A 16,780-nucleotide genomic window follows, 5' to 3' on the forward strand; every position below is an offset into this window, starting at 1 on the left:
ACCCCCCTGAGTGTTTAACCCCAGGGACCGGCCGCCGCCGCCAGCTTCTGACCGGCGATCGCCTCCAGCCGGCGGATACGCTCTGCCGTCTTCGGGTGGGTGGTGAACAGCCCGTCCACCGCATGGGCATGCAGCGGGTTGATGATGAACATGTGCGCGGTCGCGGGGTTGCTCTCGGCCGGGTTATTGTCGATCACCTGCGCCGCCTGATCGATCTTGCGCAGCGCCGAGGCCAGCCACAGCGGCCGGCCGCAGATTTCAGCACCCACCCGGTCGGCCTCGTACTCGCGCGAGCGGCTGATCGCCATCTGCACCAGCATGGCGGCCATCGGCGCCAGGATCATCACCAGGATGGTGCCGACGATGCCCATCGGGTTGTTGCGGTTGTTGCCGAAGAACAGTGCGAAATTGGCCAGCATGGAAATCGCGCCGGCGATGGTCGCGGTCACCGTCATGATCAGCGTGTCGCGGCTTTTCACATGCGCCAGCTCGTGCGCCAGCACGCCGGCGACCTCCTCCGGCGACAGCACGCGCATCAGGCCGGTGGTGACGGCGACGGCGGCATTCTCCGGATTACGGCCGGTTGCAAAGGCGTTCGGCTGGTCGGTGTCGATGATATAGACGCGCGGCATCGGCAGGCTGGCGCGCTCCGCCATGCGGGCGACGATGTCGAACAGCCAGGGCTGGCTCTCCCGCGTTGCCTCGCGGGCGCCGTACATCCGCAGCACCATCTTGTCGGAATTCCAGTAGGCGAACAGGTTGGTCGCCGCCGCGAAGGCAAAGGCGATCAGCATGCCGGCCTCGCCGCCCAGCATGAAGCCGATGCCAATAAACAGCGCGGTCATGCCGGCCATCAGAACCGCGGTGCGCGTATAGCCCATCGTCGTGAACCATTCCTTCCTGCCGCCGCGCAATCCGCGCCGGCCATTTGCAGACAAACGCCTGAAGCTGATAATAAATGCGCAAGGGGAAAGGCCGCTTCAAGACTTGGCGGCTGCGTACTCGTGCGCCATATAAAGCGGATGACCGAGAACAAGCCTGATCAGACTCCGAAGCCGGCCTTCCGCGAGCGCAAGCTGGAGGGCGGCAAGAGGCAGCCCCAGCCCGAGGCGAAGCCGCCGGAGGACAAGACGACTATGCCGAAGGAAATCGGCGGTCCGGCCGGGCCGGAGCCGACGCGCTATGGCGACTGGGCCTTCAAGGGCCGCGTCACCGATTTCTGAGCCGGTTCAGCCGATTTCCGGCGTCCAGATCATCACCCGGTTGCGCCCGGCCTCCTTGGCGGCGTAGAGCGCCTTGTCGGCGCGCTGCATCGCGGTCTTTACCGGTGTCTCGCCGGACAGGGAGGCGATGCCGAAGGAACAGGTAACGCGGATCGTGCGGCCGCCGCCGATCGGCACCTGCATCTCCTCAATACGCCGCCGCAGCCGCTCCAGCGCCTGCGCCGCCGCTTCCGGCGTGACGTCCGGCAGGCAGAACAGGAATTCCTCCCCGCCGAAGCGGTACAGCCGGTCATAGGGGCGCAGCGCCTCCAGGAAGGCGGCGGCGACCAGCCGCAGCACCATGTCGCCGGCCTGATGGCCATGGGTGTCGTTGACCTGCTTGAAATGGTCGAGATCGCCCATCGCCAGCATGCAGGGCTTGCCGCTGCGCAAGGATCGCTCGCGCTCGCGCATCAGTTCCCTGGTCATGGTCTGGCGGGTGTGGGCGCCGGTCAGCGGGTCGAGGTCCGAAGTGACCTTCTGGAAGGCTTTCAGGAGCTTGCGGGCGAGATCGGTGAAGCGCGTCACCTTCTCGGTCAGCACGTCATATTCCTCGACCGGGATCTTCGCGTCCTTCCAGGCGCGCCCGGCCAGCCAGGCGGCATTCCGGTGCAGGTCGCGATGCGCCAGTGCCAGCGCCTCGAAGGCGGGCTGGGCGATCAGCGGGTCCTGCTGATGCAGATCGTACCAATTGCCGAAGCCGCAGAGGAAATGCGCGTGTTCGGAAGTGATGTCGCCGGCCGGCTGTACCTTGCACACGGCCGAGCGGTTCCAGCGCAGCATCCAGTGCAGATGCTCCAGGATCGCGGCGTCGAGCTGGCGGACGATATCGTCCTGCGTCAGCGGTTCCGACGGCTCCCTGCCGTCCCGCATCCGCCCGTGTCGCTGTTCGCTCGTTGCCATCCGCCATCCTGCGTCAGGGCTTCAGTTTCCCCCATCATATTGGCCTACCGCCCGCATCGACAACCGCGAGGGCGAAGAACTACTCCGCCAGCTCCTGCCGGTCGCGGTAGAGCTCCAGCGCTTCCGGGTTGGCCAGCGCCTCGATATTCTTGATCGGCCGGCCATGCACGATGTTGCGCACCGCCAGCTCGACGATCTTGCCGCTCTTGGTGCGCGGAATGTCGCCAACCTGCACTATCTTCGCCGGCACGTGGCGCGGCGTTGCGCCCGACCGGATCTGCTGGCGGATGCGCTTTTCCAGATCCTCGTCCAGGGTGACGCCGTCGCGCAGCTTCACGAACAGCACGACGCGCACGTCGCTGTCCCAGTCCTGACCGATGACGAGGGCTTCCATCACCTCCGGCAGCTTTTCCACCTGGCGGTAGATTTCCGCCGTGCCGATGCGCACCCCGCCGGGGTTCAGCGTCGCGTCGGAGCGGCCATAGATGATCATGCCGTCATGCTTCGTCAGCTCGACGAAATCGCCATGGCACCAGATGTTCGGGAAATTCTCGAAATAGGCGGCGCGGTATTTCGCCCCGTCCGGGTCGTTCCAGAAACCGATCGGCATGCAGGGGAAGGGCTGGGTGCAGACCAGCTCGCCCTTCTGCTCGCGCACCGGTTTGCCGTTTTCGTCGAACACATCGACCGCCATGCCGAGGCCGCGCGCCTGGATCTCGCCGCGCCAGACCGGGCCGATGGGATTGCCCAGCACGAAGCAGGAGACGATGTCGGTGCCGCCGGAGATCGAGGACAGGCAGATATCCGGCTTGATGCCGGCATAGACGAAATCGAAGCCTTCCGGCGACAGCGGCGAGCCGGTGGAGGTCATCGCCCGCACGCTCTTCAGGGAATGCGTCTCGCGCGGCTTCAACCCGCTCTTCAGCACCGCGTCGATATATTTCGCGGAGGTGCCGAACAAGGTCATGCCCTCGGCATCGGCATAATCGAACAGGATGCGGGCATCGGGATAGAAGGGCGAGCCGTCATAGAGCAGCAGCGTCGCCTCGCAGGCCAGCGCGCTGACCAGCCAGTTCCACATCATCCAGCCGCAGGTGGTGAAGTAAAAGACACGGTCGCCCGGCTTCACGTCGCTGTGCAGCTGCAATTCTTTCAGATGCTGCAGCAGCGTGCCGCCGGTGCCATGCATGATGCATTTCGGCACGCCCGTGGTGCCCGAGGAATACAGGATATAGAGCGGGTGGTTGAACGGCACCTGCACGAACTCCAGCGGCTTGGGCGTATGCGCCGCGACGAAATCGCTATAGGGCACGGCGCGTTCGATGCCGGTCAGGTCCATCGCCTCGCGGGCATAGGGCACGACCACGACCCGTTTCACCGTCGGCAGCTGGGCGGCGACCTCGCGCAGCTTCGCCAGGCAGTCGATCACCTTGCCGTTATAGTGATAGCCCTCGACCGCGATCAGCACCTTCGGTTCGGTCTGGCCGAAGCGGTCCAGCACGCCCTGCACGCCGAAATCCGGCGAGGCGCTGGTGAAGGTGGCGCCCAGCGAACTGGCCGCCAGCATGGCGATCACGGTTTCCGGCAGGTTCGGCATATAGGCGGCCACCCGGTCGCCCTTTTCCACGCCCTCCGCCTTCAGCGCCTGCGCCAGGCGGGAGACGGCCTCGTTCAGGTCGCGCCAGGACAGGCGACGCTTCACCTTGTCCTCGCCCCAGAAGATGATGGCATCGGTCTCGTCGTTCTTCCGCAGCAGGTTTTCGGCGAAATTCAGCGTCGCATCGGGGAAGAACTGCGCGCCGGGCATCCGGTCTGCATCGATCAGGATGCGCCCGCCCTTCTCGCCGCCACCCTTCTCGCCGATTACGCCGCAATAATCCCAGACCAGATCCCAGAATTCCGGGCTGTGATCGACCGACCATTGCCACAATGCCGGGAAATCGCCGGTCTTCGCGCTGTGGCGTTTCTCAAGCTCCGCCATGAAGCGGGTGACATTCGCCTGTGCGATACGGTCGGGCGAGGGCTGCCAAAGTGGGGTATCGGTCATCGGGAGGCTCAGCTCTTGGTGGTGGGCGCGACGCGGAACGGATGCACGGTGATGTCGCGCCAGACATCGCCGGTGACATAGGGATCATTGTTCAGCCATTTGTCGAAGGCGGCGCGGTCGGGGAAGTCCAGCAACGCCGAGGAGCCGATCATGTTTCCGTCATCGTCGAGGATCGCGCCGCCGGTGATGCCGTGCCCGTCTGCAACCAGCCTGTACCAGCCTTCCAGATGCTTCTCGCGCACGGCAAGCCGCCGCGCCAGTGCCAGATCGTCAGTGCCGTCATAGGCAATCACCAGAAACTGCATATCCGCCTCCCTTGCTGTGCCGAATACCCTGTTCGCCGGGCTTTTACTGGTAATAGCGCGGCGCGGCGCGCCAAGGCAAGGTCAGCCCAGCCGCAGCAGCGTGGCGCCGAGGCAGAGGAAGGCGCCGGTGGTCAGCACCCGGCGCAGGCTGAGATACCACAGCGGCAGCAGCCCTTTCTTCACCGCCTGCATGTCCACGGCGAAGGCGGCGAGGTAGCTGGCCATCAGCGCCATCAGCGCGCTCTCCGGCGCCATCATGACGGAGAACCAGGCGAGCAGCGCCGGCGTCACCGACCAGCCCATCCAGCCCCAGCTGCGCGCGCCCTCCGGCCGGCTGAGCGCGGCCCCCCAATGCACCGCCCCCAGGAAGGAGAGGATGACCGTGGCGTAGGCGACCTGCATGTCCTGTGCGACGCGCGCCGCCACCGGCTCGAACAGCCAGACGGCAGCCGCCCCGGCGAGGAACGGGATCAGCCCGCCCAGCCCCAGCACAAGGGCGGGCAGCGGCACCTCGGACAGGCGGGCGCGAAGCGGGGGAGGAGATTCGGCATTCATGGCAGGGAAGATAGGCGAGACCGCGCGCCCGGACCAGAGGCGTCCTTCCCCGCCTGTGCCAACGCATGGGTCACCACCTTCTTCATCACCGTCGGCAGCGCGTGTTCGCCCAGCCGGTCGAGCGGCACCCAGACCCCGTCTGCGACCGGCTGTTGCGATACAGAAGCGGCGGCAACCGTCAGCTCCAGGTGGAAATGGGTGAAGGTGTGGCGCACCAGCCCCGGCAGCATGCGCCATGCGCCTTTTACCGGTGCTTCGCCGGCCACCGCCGGCAGCGTGGTTTCCGCTTCGATCCACGCCGAGGAGGGCACTTCCATCATGCCGCCCAGCAGCCCGCTTTCGGGACGGCGGCGCAGCAGCACGGAACCGTCCTGTGTCACCGCCCAGAAGGCGATGCCGCGCCGTGTCGGCTTCTGCTTCTTCGGTGTCTTGCGCGGCAATTCCCCGGCGATGCCGAGGCGCCGCGCGGCGCAGGGCTCGTGCCACGGGCAGGCCATGCATTTCGGGCTGCGCGGGGTGCAGATGGTCGCCCCCAGATCCATCACCGCCTGGGCATGGTCGCCCGGCCTGTGCGCGGGCGTCAGCGCGGCGGCCAGAGCGCGCAGGGCCGGTTTGGCTTGCGGCAAAGGCGTTTCCACCGCGTACAGCCGGGCGAAGACGCGCTCGAAATTGCCGTCCGCCGGGGTGGCCGGCTGGTCGAAGGCGATGGCGGCGATGGCGGCGGCGGTATAGGCGCCGATGCCGGGTAGGGCGAGCAGCGCTTCCTCGGTATCCGGGAACACCCCGCCATGCCGCTCGGTGACGGCCTGCGCGCATTTGTGCAGGTTGCGGGCGCGGGCGTAATAGCCCAGCCCCTGCCAGGCATGCAGCACCGCATCCAGATCGGCAGCCGCGAGGTCGCGGACCGTCGGCCATAAGTCGATGAAGCGGCGGAAATAGGGGCCGACTGTCGCCACCGTGGTCTGTTGCAGCATGATCTCGCTGAGCCAGACATGGTAGGGCTCGGCGCGCCCCCCCGGCGGCGCCCGCCAGGGCAGGCGTCTGCGGTGCCGGTCGTACCAGTCCAGCAGCAGGGCGTTCAGCTCTTCAGGTGCGATGGGGTGGGGGGCCATGCGATTCGGTTCGGGTCGGGCGGCGGATTGCCGCTAGACTATAGGCTGGCGCTTCCCGTATGCCAGCCGGATGTCCGATAAGATGACCGACCGCAAAGCCAAAACCGAATCCAGGGAGGCCACACTGCCGACGGCGGTGCGCCACCGGCATCTGTCGGCGGTGGCGGCGCCCGTGCGCAACCTTGCCAAGAAGCTGCTGGGCGGCAAGGCGGCGGTCGAGGCCTCGGTCATGCTGGACTGGCCTTCCATCGTCGGGGCGGAGATATCGGAACGCTGCCAGCCGCGCAAGCTGGTGCGCGGGCGCGGCGCCAATGCCGGCGCGGCGACGCTGCATCTGACGGTCGATGGCGCCTTCGCGCTGGAAATCCAGTATATGACCCCGCAGATCGTGGAACGGGTGAACCGCTATCTCGGCTATGCCGCCGTGGCTCGGCTGGCGCTGCATCAGGGCACGCTCGACCGGCAGGAAAAGCCGTGGCGTCCGCAGCTTGCGCCGCTCGACGCGCCGGCCCGGCAGAAGCTGGAGGCTGGCCTGTCCGGCATTGCCGATGACGGGCTGCGCCAGGCGCTCGACCGGCTCGGCCAGGCGGTGCTGGGCAAACAGGGCGGCAAGGGGTGAGGCGGCCGGCCTCCCCTGTTCCGCCTTCCGTAAATTCGCCATATTGGCAGTGCCGATTCGAATCTTGCACCGGTCCCTGCTGGCCGGTATCCTTCTCTCAATATCTTGCGTCTCGGAGGCGATTTTGAAGCGAATTACACAAATTGTTGTGGGTGCCGTGTTGCTGACCTGGAGTGTGGCGGCAAGCGCCCAGCAATCGCTGGAGGGGATGCTGAAGGAGCGCGTGCTGGGCAATCCGGACGCCACGGTCGAGCTTATCGAATATTCCTCGCTGACCTGCCCGCATTGCGCCAGCTTCCACAAGGAGACACTGGGCCAGGTGAAGAAGGAATTCATCGATACCGGCAAGGTGAAGCTGGTCTATCGCGACTTCCCGCTGGACGGGCTGGCGCTGCGGGGCGCGATGCTGGCGCGCTGCGCGCCGGAGGACCGCTATTTCGCCTATCTGGAGACGCTGTTCCACAATCAGGATGCCTGGACCCGTGCGGCCGATCCGATCGGTGCGCTTGGCCAGATCGCCCGGCTGGGCGGCATGAGCAAGGAGCGGTTCGAGGCCTGCATGGCTGACGAGAAGCTGGGCGACGGCATTCTGCAGATCCGTCTGGACGGTCAGAACGCCCATGACATCAAGTCCACCCCGACCTTCGTCGTGCGCGCCAATGGCGAGCAGAAGAAGGTGATCGCCGGGGCGCAACCCTTCGCAGAATTCGAGAAAGTCCTGCGGCCGCTGGTCGGGGGTTCCTGACCGGGTGATGGCGGCCTGATTCGGGAAATGGGGCATCGGTGCAGTTCAGGAAAATCCGCCTTACGGGGTTTAAATCCTTCGTCGATCCGACCGAACTGCTGATCGAGCCGGGCCTCACCGGAATCGTCGGCCCGAACGGCTGCGGCAAGTCCAACCTGGTCGAGGCGCTGCGCTGGGTGATGGGCGAGACCTCCGCCCGGCAGATGCGCGGCGGCGAGATGAACGACGTCATCTTCGGCGGCACCTCCAGCCGCACGCCGCGCAACATTGCCGAGGTCTCGGTCCATCTCGACAACAGCCAGCGCCGCGCCCCGGTCGGCTTCAACGACCATCTGGAAATCGAGATTTCCCGGCGCATCGAGCGCGACAAGGGCTCGGCCTACCGGCTGAACGGCAAGGAGGTACGTGCCCGCGACGTGCAATTGCTGTTCGCCGACGCCTCGACCGGCGCGCGCTCGCCGGGTCTGGTCAGCCAGGGCAAGGTCGGCGCCATCATCAATGCCAAGCCGGCCGACCGCCGCATGCTGCTGGAAGAAGCCGCCGGCATCATCGGCCTGCATTCCCGACGGCATGAGGCGGAGCTGCGGCTGCGCGCGGCGGAGGGCAACCTCGCCCGGCTGGAAGATGTACTGAAGACGATGGACAGCCAGCTGCAGGCGCTGAAACGCCAGTCGCGCCAGGCCGGCCGCTACCGCAACCTCTCCGACCATATCCGCCGCGCCGAGGCGATCCTGCTGCATCTGCGCTGGCAGCAGGCGCTGGCCGAGCGCCAGACGGTCGAGGCAAGGCTGCGCGAGGCCGAACGCGCGGTGGCGAAGCTGACCGGCGAGGTGTCGGAGGCGACAACACTGGCGGCATCGGCGCAGGAGAAGCTACCCGGCCTGCGCATGACCGAAGCCCAGGCGGGGGCGGAATTCCAGCACCTGACCATCAAGAAGACCGAGCTGGACGCCGAGGAACGCCGCATCGAGGATGCCAAGGCGCAGGCCGAACAAAGGCTGCGCCAGCTTGACAGCGACGCCGGCCGCGAAGCCGCGCTGGCTGGCGATGCAAGCGCCGCGCTGGACCGGCTGGCGGCGGAGGCGGACGCGCTGGAAGCGGCACGCGCCGAAGAGGCTGATGCGCTGGATGTGGCGCAGCGCCGGCTGGATGCCGCTTTCGCCGAAGCCGAGGAAGCGGAGGCGGCGCTGAACGCGCTGACCCAGGCCATCGCCGCCGACGAGGCGCGCCGCACCCAGCAGCAGCGCCAGATCGCCGCCCTGCAGGAACGCCTGACGCGGCTGGACCGGCAGGAATCGGAGATTGCCGAACAGCGCCGCCGGCTGGAAGCGGACGATGACCTCGCCGCGGAAGCGGCACGGCTCGCCGATGCTTTCGCAGCCGCCGAAGCGGCGCTGGAGCAGGCGCGTGCGGCGGTCGGGCAGGCGGAATCCGGGGTCGCGGCAGCGCAGGGGGACAGCGCGAAACGCCAGCAAGCCGCCAGCGAGGCGCAGCAGGCGGAGCGTACGGCCCGCACGGCGCGCCAGCAGGCGGAGCAGGCGGCCGGCACGCTGCGCGCCGAGATCGCCGGGCTGCAGGCCGCCCTCACTGACCGGCAGGACGAAAAGACCCCGGTGCTGGCGAGGCTGTCGGCACAACCGGGCTATGAGGCGGCCCTGGGTGCCGCACTGGGCGAGGATCTGGATGCCGCCCTGGGCGGTGCCGGCCAGCGCCGCTGGGAAGAACTGCCGCCGCTGGATGCCGCACCGTCCTTGCCGGACGGGGCTGAACCGCTCACCGCTTTCGTCACCGCACCGCCGGCGCTGGCCCGGCGTCTGGCACAGATCGGCGTGGTTGCCGACGAGGCGGCTGCGCTTGCCCTGCGCGGCCGGCTCGGCGTCGGGCAAAGGCTGGTGGATCGCGCCGGCGGGCTGTGGCGCTGGGATGGCTTCACGGTCGCCGCCGGCGCGCCGAGTGCCGCCGCCACCCGGCTGCGCCAGAAGAACCGGCTGGTGGCGCTGGAGGCCGATCTGGCAAAGGCCGATGCCGAACAGGCGCGGCTTGCCGGGGCGCATGGCGAGACGGAGCAGGCGGTGCGCACGGCGGAATCCCAGGTGCAGCAGGCACGGCAGGGCGAGACCGCCGCCCGCCAGGCGGAGGCACAGGCCCGCGCGGCAGAGCGCGAGGCCTTCAACCGGCTGAACGGGCTACGCGAACAGGAAACCCGTCTGGCGCAGAAACGCGCCGCCCTCGAGTCCCGGCAGGCAGCCCTCGCCGCCTCTTTGGAACGGCTGGCGGCGGAGAAGGCGGAGGCCGCGGAACAGCGCCAGATTGCGGACGCCGCGCTGGCGGAGATCGGCGATCTGGGCGAACGCCGCCAGCAGGCCGATGCCGGGCGCGCCGTGCTGGCCGAAAAACGCACGGAAGTGGTTGAGGCGCGCAGCCGCCACGATACGCTGAAGCGCGAGGCGGAATCGCGCCGCCAGCGGCTGGCTGCCATCGCCGACGAACGCCGTTCCTGGGACGGACGGGCAAAGGGCGCGGCGCAGCGTATATCCGAGATCGAGGCGCGGCTGGCGGAGGAGCGCACCGCCATCGCGGGCTATGAGAAGCGGCCGGCGGAGATCGCCGAACAGCGCGCGGTGCTTGTCGCCGGCATCGCTGATGCGGACCGGCGGCGTAAGGCAGCGGCGGTGGCGCTCGCCGAATCGGAATCGGCGGCGGCCGAGGCGCAGCGCCTGCTGAAGGCGCTGGAGGTGAGCCTGGGCGAGGCGCGCGAGGACCGGGTGCGTGCCGAGGCGGCGGTCGAACAGGCCGCGCAGGCGCGGCAGGTGCTGACCGACCGGGTGCGCGAACGGCTGGACTGCCGGCCTGACCAGGCGCTGGCGGCGGCGGCCATCGATCCGGAGGAGGCGCTGCCGGAGGAATCGGAAGTCGAGCAGCGGCTGGAGCGGCTGATCCGCGAGCGCGACGGCATGGGGCCGGTCAATCTGCGTGCCGAGCAGGAGGCCGGCGAGGTCGAGACCCAGGTCGAGACGTTGCAGCAGGAACGCACCGACCTGACCCAGGCGATTGCCCGGCTGCGTCAGGGCATCGGCGCGCTGAACCGTGAGGGGCGGGAACGGCTGCTCGCCTCCTTCAGCAAGGTGAACAGCTATTTCGAGGAGCTGTTCGTGCGGCTGTTCGGCGGCGGCCGCGCCTATCTGGAGCTGGTCGAATCCGACGACCCGCTGGAGGCCGGCCTGCAGATCATGGCCAGCCCGCCGGGCAAGAAGCTGCAGGCGCTGTCGCTACTGTCCGGCGGCGAGCAGGCGCTGACCGCGCTGGCCCTGATCTTCGCCGTGTTCCTGACCAACCCGTCGCCGATCTGCGTGCTGGACGAGGTGGACGCCCCGCTGGACGACAGCAATGTGGACCGGTTCTGCCAGCTGCTGGACCATATCGCGGCGGAGACCGGCACCCGCTTCCTGGTGGTCACCCATCACCGCCTGACGATGACGCGGATGGACCGGCTGTTCGGCGTGACAATGGCGGAACGCGGGATCAGCCAGCTTGTATCGGTCGATCTCAGCGGCGCCGAAAAGCTGCGTGCCATTGCCTGAGCGTGCCCCCGAAACGGGTGGTTTTCGGTGCGCCCGGAAGCGCCCGATTCCTGCCTTGACAGGGTGGGGGGCAGTCCTTATGGTCCGCGTCGCGCTGACGGCGCTATCGCCGGAAGCCTTGGGTTTGTGTGTTCATCTTGACTGATCGTGAACCGGAAAAAACGTCCCTGCGGGACATCGCCGAGCGCCTGAACAAGGCGCGGGGCACGCAGGACGGAAAAATGGAGCGGTCAGGCGGCTTCGGCGGGCTGAACTCGTCTCTCGGGACGGGGCTGCGCATCGGGGTGGAGATGGTTTCGGCGCTCGTCGTCGGGCTCGGCATTGGCTGGTTGCTCGACGCGTGGCTGGACACGAAGCCATGGCTGATGGTGGTGTTTTTCTTTCTGGGGGCGGGGGCCGGCGTGATGAACGTCTACCGCGCCATCACGGGGATCGGGCTGGCGCCAGGCTATAAGAAGCCAACGGCAAAAGCCCGGGACGAAGACGGAACCGACCTCGACGCTTAACCGCACGGAACGGGGCAAGCCTTGGCCAGCAGTCCTCTCGATCAATTCAAGATCCAGCCGCTGATTCCCATTGAGGTGGGCGGTGTCGATCTGTCCTTCACCCAGTCCTCGCTGGTGATGACCATCGCGGTTGTCCTGGTGACCGGGTTTCTGACGCTCGCCGTCCGCGGCCGCGGCATGGTGCCGACGCGCCTGCAGTCGATGGCAGAGCTGTCCTACGAATTCATCGCCGGGATGATCCGTGACAGCGTGGGTTCCGAGGGGCGCAAATACTTCCCCTTCGTGTTCTCGATCTTCATGTTCATCCTGCTCGGCAATCTGCTGGGCATGATCCCCTACAGCTTCACCTTCACCAGCCACATCATCGTCACCTTCGCGCTGGCCTTCGCCGTGTTCGTGATCGTGACCCTGATCGGCCTGGTGCGTCACAAGCTGCATTTCTTCAGCTTCTTCTTTCCGGAAGGCGCGCCGATCTACATGGCGCCGATCCTGATCCCGATTGAGGTGCTGTCCTATCTGGCGCGCCCTGTCAGCCTGTCGATCCGCCTGTTCGCCAACATGATGGCCGGCCACACCATGATGAAGGTGTTCGCCATGTTCACCATCGCGCTTGGTGTGTTCGGCGTGGCTCCGCTGGCGATCAACGTGGCGCTGACCGCCTTCGAAATTCTGGTCGCCGTGCTTCAGGCCTACGTCTTCACGATCCTGACGTGCCTGTATCTGCGCGATGCGATCCACCTGCATTAGCCGCTAGACGAGCGTTGCTAATAGTCATCTTCTTCCACCTAACCTAGAGGACCGTAACGATGGAAGTCGAAGCCGCTAAGATGATCGGTGCTGGCCTGGCCGTGATCGCCCTGATGGGCGTCGGCGTCGGTATCGGCAATATCTTCTCGACCCTGATCGCGTCGATCGCCCGTAACCCCGCTGCCCGCTCGGAAGTGTTCCCGATCGGCATTCTGGGCTTCGCGCTGACGGAAGCGATTGCGCTGTTCGCGCTGCTCATCGCCTTCCTTATCCTGTTCGCCTGATACCGAGGTCCGGTTTCCGGCCGGGGCGGATTCTTCCGTTCCGGCCGGTTCCACGGTCCTGACGGCCTGTGCCGTCCGGGACCGCACCAGAGGAACCAGGCAGGATTGCCCAAGGCAGGATTGCGATGACAAGCCTCCGATCCCTTATGGCTGTTGCCGCCGGTAGTGCCGGTCTGGCCGTAACCAGCGCTCCGGCTCTGGCTGCGGAAGGCGGTGGCGCCGGTTTGCCGCAGCTCGATCCCAGCAATTTCGCGACTCAGATTTTCTGGCTCGCGGTCACCTTCATTGCGCTCTATCTGCTGATGTCGCGTGTGGCGCTGCCGCGCGTGCGCGACGTGCTGGAAGAGCGTGAGCGCCGTATCACCGACGATCTGGAAAAGGCCCAGCGCCTGAAGGATGAGTCGGAAGCGGTGCTGGCCGAGTACGAGAAGGCCCTGGCCGACGCCCGCGCCAGCGCACAGGCCCTGTTCGCCCAGGCGGCGGAGCAGGCCAATGCGGAAGCCGCCAAGCGTCAGCAGGACGTGGCGCAGAAACTGGCCAAGCAGCTTGAGAAGGCGGAAAGTCGGGTGCAGGCGGCGAAGACCGAGGCGCTGGACAATATCCGCCAGGTTGCCACGGAAGTGGCCCAGGATGCGGCGGCCCGTTTGATCGGCGGCGATGTTGCCGAAGACGATGCCGCCAAGGCCGTCTCGGTGGCCATGAAAGACGCGGGTTAAGGGGATGGCCATGCTGCAGGACACCAATTTCTGGGTTGCCGTCTCCTTCGTGATCTTCGTCGCGCTGGCCTACAAGCCGGCGATGCGGCAGATCGGCGGCGCGCTCGACGGGCGGGCGGATCGTATCCGCCAGCAGATCGAGGATGCGCAGAAGCTGCGCGAGGACGCCCAGGCGCTGCTCGCCTCCTACAAGCGCAAACAGCGTGACGCGCTGCAGGAAGCCGAGGAGATCGTCGCCCACGCCCGTGAGGAATCGAAGCGCCAGCAGCAGCAGGCCGAGGCCGACCTCGAGGCGCTGCTGAAGCGTCGCGAGGCGCAGGCGCTGGAAAAGATCGCCCAGGCCGAAGCCAAGGCGCTGCAGGAAGTCCGCGAGAAGGCGGTGGATGTCGCCATCGCGGCGACCCGGCTGCTGCTTGACGAGAAGCTGGACGCCAAGGCCTCCAACACCCTGATCGACAACGCCATTGGCGAGCTGCCGAACAAGCTGCACTGATCGGCGGATTGCAGAAAGACTTAGGAACCCCCGGCCCGCGCCGGGGGTTTTCTTATGGCCGTGGCCGCAGCGCCATGAGGCGCTATACTGCATTGCCGTGGGAGGATGGATATGAAACGCATTCTGGTCGGACTGACCGCCCTGTTGATCGGCGTGGCCGCGCTGAGCGGGCCGGTGCGGGCGCAGACTGTCGCCGATGCCGTTTTCAGCGAGATCGAGCGCCGGCTGGTGCTGGAGTATTTCGGGCATCCGCAAGGGGGGATGCCGGGTGGGGCGCAGGGCGGGAAAGGCGTACCTCCGGGCCTTGCGAAGAAGGGCGGCCTGCCGCCCGGGCTGGCGAAGCAGGGCAAGATTCCGCCCGGCATCGCGAAGAAGGCACTGCCGGCGGATCTGCTGCGCCGCTTGCCAGCCGCGCGTCCGGGGACAGAGCGTGTGATCGTGGACAATGATGTGGTGCTGATCGCCGCTGCGACCGGGGTTATTCTGGATGTGCTGACCGGCGCTGCGAAGCGACGCTGAGGTGAAGGCGCAGGAGAGGCATGACCATCGATCCCTACAAGCGGCGCCAGCAGCGCCTTGATGCGAAGCGCGGCGTCCAGCCGACGGATGAGGAGACGGAGGCCGGCCTGCCCGGCCTGCCACGCTTCAGCAGCGGCGGCAAATTCCTGGTGGCCGCCAGCATCTTCGCGGCGGTCCTGACCATCGGCGCGGTGTTCTGGGACCGCGAATCGGTGAAGCTGGCCGATGGCCCCGATCCCGCCAATGCCGCCCAGGTGCAGCTCGGCCGGTCGCTCTATTTCGCCCATTGCGCCTACTGCCACGGCGACGCGCTGGAAGGCAAGCCGGGCTGGGAGCAGACCTTCCCGCAGGGCAACCGGCCGGCGACGCCGCTGGATGCGGACGGCCCGGCGCCGGTGCGCAGCGACAAGGCGCTGTTCGACATCGTGAAATTTGGCGGCCAGCCGTTCTCGCCGCGCGGCTATCGCAACGACATGCCGGGCTATGAGCACCGGCTGACCGATGCCGAGATATGGGCCGTCATCGCCTATATGCAGAAGCAATGGCCGGAGCCGGTGCGCGAGGAACGAAAGGCGCTGAACCGCTAATTCCAGGCGATGCGCGGCAGCGGCGCGAGGCGCGCCGGCCCGATATAGAGATAGCCATCCTGCACCGTGACCGGGGCTTTCAGCACCGGCCTGCCCTCGGCGCCCGGCTTTTCCAGCAGGCCGAAGGCGACGCCGGCGATCCGGGCATCCTGCTGCCGGACCCAGCCCATCGTGACCAGCTTTTGCAGCAGCGGCCCATGGCCCGAGATTTCGGTGGTCAGCGCACCGATGGGCTGCAGCGCCTCGTCCAGCGCCAGCGTGCCCGATGCGCGGAGATCAAGCGGCGCCCAGTCGAGCGTCAGCCGTTCGATTTCCAGCGTGCCGCCATCGTCGCGCCAGGCGGCGAGGGTCTGGCGGTCCGGCGGCTGTGGCAACGCGCCCATGGCGCTGGCGCGGATCGACAGGCTGGCCGGCCCCTCGACCGGCAGCTTCTGGCGGCTGGCGACGACAAGGCCGCCGATATCGGCTTCGACGAACAGGCCGGGGTCGGTGTGCCGGCGCGGCGGTTCTTCCGGCAGGCGCATGGCGAGCCGCAACCTGTCCGCTGTCGCGCCGCCCATGCCTGCCCCCATGCCCGTTCCCGCGTCCGGTGCGAGGGCAAGGCGGAAGGCTGTTGCGTCGGCTTCCCGGATGCGGCCGCGTCCGTCCAGCCGCACCGTGCCCTCCAGCCGGTCGAAGGCGATCTGCTGGCCGGCGAGGCGGGCGGTTTGCGGTCCGTCGCCGGTGAAGCCGATGCGGGTGAGTTGCCAGGGCTGCGCTTCCAGCGTGAGGGAATCGGCCTGCCAGGACCAGGGCAGGGAGCCTTCCCGCTGGATCAGCCGGGGGGCGGCGAAGCGGGCGCGCAGGCGCAGGGGGAAGCCATCGATGACGATATCGGTCCAGCCGGCCTGCAGCCCGTGGTCGCGCTGTTCCTCGGCCCAGCGTTCGATGCCCTGTTCCAGCCGGTCGGCCATGATGTGCCAGTAGGCGGCATAGGCAGTGCCCAGAATGACGAGAAAGGCGGCGATCAGAAAAGAACGGCTGGGCATGGATCATCCGGGTCGGTGGCAGGGGGGGCAGATGGGGCAGGCATGCCGGACAGGCTATTCCGGCGCGGTGTTGCATTCCATATAGTGGCGCACATCATGCGCAACGATGATTTCCTGCAGTCGCCGCTGTTCCGCTCCGCCGACCCCGAGGGCCGGGCGCACCGCCTGTTCGATTACCGCGCGCCGTACGAAGGCGATGCCTGGGTGTTTGGCTATGGTTCGCTGATGTGGGATCCGGGCTTTCCCCATATCGAGGCGGTACCGGCGCGGCTGCAGGGCTATCACCGGCGGTTCTGCGTCTATTCCTACCGCTATCGCGGCACGCCGGAAAAGCCGGGGCTGGTGCTGGGGCTGGACCGCGGCGGGGCGTGCAATGGCATCGCCTACCGGGTAGCGGCGTCGGACCTTGCCGATATCTCGACCTATCTGTGGCACCGCGAGATGGGCAATGGCGTCTATCGCGCCGCCCCCCGCCGGCTTCGCCTGGACGGCGGGGAGATCGACGCGCTGTGCTTTGTCGCCAATCCGGCGAACCCGCAATATGCCGGCCATCTCGACCGGTTGCAGGTGACCGCTATCGTCTCCCACGCCGTCGGTGGGCGCGGGGCGTGCCGGGAGTATCTCCTCAACACGCTGGAGAGGCTACGGGCGATGGGGCTGCGCGACCGCTCGCTGCTGGCGGTGGCGCGGCTGGTCACGGCGCTGGATGAGGGCCGGATGGCGGTGCCGGCATTGCCGCCGGCGCCCGCCGATCCGGAGCATTTCTAACCG

General features: G+C 67.4%; 19 protein-coding genes. 12 read left to right on the forward strand and 7 right to left on the reverse strand.

The genetic code is table 11. From position 1 onward, the window contains the following. Window positions 1–14: 14 nt before the first annotated feature. On the reverse strand, window positions 15–881 hold the full coding sequence (gene htpX / locus BKM74_RS04220; protein ID WP_086464441.1) for a zinc metalloprotease HtpX: 867 nt from the start codon (window positions 879–881) through the stop codon (window positions 15–17). A 141-nt stretch (window positions 882–1,022) separates the two neighbouring features. Between htpX and BKM74_RS04225 the strand changes: the two genes are divergently transcribed. Beyond that, a complete protein-coding gene (locus BKM74_RS04225) occupies window positions 1,023–1,223 on the forward strand; it encodes a DUF1674 domain-containing protein (RefSeq protein ID WP_086464643.1) in 201 nt (66 codons plus the stop codon). A 6-nt stretch (window positions 1,224–1,229) separates the two neighbouring features. Here the strand turns inward: BKM74_RS04225 and BKM74_RS04230 are convergent, their stop codons facing one another. The 5 genes from BKM74_RS04230 to mutY form a co-directional block, all read right to left on the reverse strand. Beyond that, window positions 1,230–2,165, reverse strand: coding sequence for a diguanylate cyclase (locus BKM74_RS04230; protein ID WP_086464442.1), 936 nt, complete (start codon window positions 2,163–2,165; stop codon window positions 1,230–1,232). A 79-nt stretch (window positions 2,166–2,244) separates the two neighbouring features. Then, entirely contained in the window at window positions 2,245–4,212 is a 1,968-nt protein-coding gene (locus tag BKM74_RS04235; protein ID WP_086464443.1) for an acetoacetate--CoA ligase, read from the reverse strand. 8 nt (window positions 4,213–4,220) lie between these two features. Next, window positions 4,221–4,517 carry a YciI family protein gene (locus BKM74_RS04240; RefSeq protein WP_086464444.1) on the reverse strand — a complete coding sequence of 99 codons (297 nt, stop codon included), beginning with the start codon at window positions 4,515–4,517 and terminating at the stop codon, window positions 4,221–4,223. Between the two features lie 81 nt (window positions 4,518–4,598). After that, window positions 4,599–5,072, reverse strand: coding sequence for a DUF3429 domain-containing protein (locus tag BKM74_RS04245; RefSeq protein WP_086464445.1), 474 nt, complete (start codon window positions 5,070–5,072; stop codon window positions 4,599–4,601). After that, window positions 5,069–6,184: an A/G-specific adenine glycosylase gene (mutY, locus tag BKM74_RS04250; RefSeq protein ID WP_086464446.1), complete on the reverse strand. Its 1,116-nt coding sequence runs from the start codon at window positions 6,182–6,184 to the stop codon at window positions 5,069–5,071. The genes BKM74_RS04245 and mutY overlap by 4 nt, the downstream gene beginning before the upstream one ends. 82 nt (window positions 6,185–6,266) lie before the next feature. Here mutY and BKM74_RS04255 point away from each other — a divergent pair, with 82 nt between their 5' ends. The 10 genes from BKM74_RS04255 to BKM74_RS04300 all read left to right on the forward strand — a co-directional run bounded on the left by BKM74_RS04255 (window position 6,267) and on the right by BKM74_RS04300 (window position 14,981). Further along, the gene (locus tag BKM74_RS04255; protein ID WP_176342389.1) at window positions 6,267–6,803 is read left to right on the forward strand and encodes a DUF721 domain-containing protein; all 537 of its coding nucleotides are present in this window, start codon (window positions 6,267–6,269) and stop codon (window positions 6,801–6,803) included. 157 nt (window positions 6,804–6,960) lie between these two features. Further along, entirely contained in the window at window positions 6,961–7,548 is a 588-nt protein-coding gene (locus tag BKM74_RS04260) for a DsbA family protein (RefSeq protein WP_245825816.1), read from the forward strand. A 38-nt stretch (window positions 7,549–7,586) separates the two neighbouring features. Continuing rightward, window positions 7,587–11,129: a chromosome segregation protein SMC gene (gene smc, locus BKM74_RS04265; protein ID WP_086464449.1), complete on the forward strand. Its 3,543-nt coding sequence runs from the start codon at window positions 7,587–7,589 to the stop codon at window positions 11,127–11,129. A gap of 128 nt (window positions 11,130–11,257) precedes the next feature. Then, window positions 11,258–11,635, forward strand: coding sequence for an AtpZ/AtpI family protein (locus BKM74_RS04270; RefSeq protein WP_086464450.1), 378 nt, complete (start codon window positions 11,258–11,260; stop codon window positions 11,633–11,635). Between the two features lie 21 nt (window positions 11,636–11,656). Beyond that, the gene (locus tag BKM74_RS04275; RefSeq protein WP_086464451.1) at window positions 11,657–12,382 is read left to right on the forward strand and encodes a F0F1 ATP synthase subunit A; all 726 of its coding nucleotides are present in this window, start codon (window positions 11,657–11,659) and stop codon (window positions 12,380–12,382) included. A 59-nt stretch (window positions 12,383–12,441) separates the two neighbouring features. Further along, window positions 12,442–12,666, forward strand: coding sequence for an ATP synthase subunit C family protein (locus BKM74_RS04280; RefSeq protein WP_086464452.1), 225 nt, complete (start codon window positions 12,442–12,444; stop codon window positions 12,664–12,666). A gap of 125 nt (window positions 12,667–12,791) precedes the next feature. Further along, window positions 12,792–13,382 (forward strand): F0F1 ATP synthase subunit B family protein, encoded by a 591-nt coding sequence (locus tag BKM74_RS04285; protein ID WP_245825790.1) that lies wholly within the window; start codon window positions 12,792–12,794, stop codon window positions 13,380–13,382. A 10-nt stretch (window positions 13,383–13,392) separates the two neighbouring features. Continuing rightward, window positions 13,393–13,875 (forward strand): F0F1 ATP synthase subunit B family protein, encoded by a 483-nt coding sequence (locus BKM74_RS04290; RefSeq protein ID WP_086464644.1) that lies wholly within the window; start codon window positions 13,393–13,395, stop codon window positions 13,873–13,875. A gap of 111 nt (window positions 13,876–13,986) precedes the next feature. Further along, window positions 13,987–14,394 (forward strand): RcnB family protein, encoded by a 408-nt coding sequence (locus tag BKM74_RS18835; protein ID WP_217895436.1) that lies wholly within the window; start codon window positions 13,987–13,989, stop codon window positions 14,392–14,394. A gap of 20 nt (window positions 14,395–14,414) precedes the next feature. Further along, window positions 14,415–14,981: a c-type cytochrome gene (locus tag BKM74_RS04300; RefSeq protein ID WP_086464454.1), complete on the forward strand. Its 567-nt coding sequence runs from the start codon at window positions 14,415–14,417 to the stop codon at window positions 14,979–14,981. Here the strand turns inward: BKM74_RS04300 and BKM74_RS04305 are convergent. Beyond that, window positions 14,978–16,009, reverse strand: a complete 1,032-nt coding sequence (locus BKM74_RS04305) for a DUF2125 domain-containing protein (protein WP_086464455.1) — start codon at window positions 16,007–16,009, stop codon at window positions 14,978–14,980. The two genes, BKM74_RS04300 and BKM74_RS04305, sit on opposite strands and share 4 nt — an antisense overlap. A 96-nt stretch (window positions 16,010–16,105) precedes the next feature. On the opposite strand from BKM74_RS04305, the gene BKM74_RS04310 reads away from it, so the two are divergent. Beyond that, window positions 16,106–16,777 carry a gamma-glutamylcyclotransferase gene (locus BKM74_RS04310; protein WP_086464646.1) on the forward strand — a complete coding sequence of 224 codons (672 nt, stop codon included), beginning with the start codon at window positions 16,106–16,108 and terminating at the stop codon, window positions 16,775–16,777. The last annotated feature ends 3 nt before the right edge of the window (window positions 16,778–16,780 follow it).

The organism is Oceanibaculum nanhaiense (assembly GCF_002148795.1).
Taxonomy (GTDB): Bacteria; Pseudomonadota; Alphaproteobacteria; order Oceanibaculales; family Oceanibaculaceae; genus Oceanibaculum; species Oceanibaculum nanhaiense.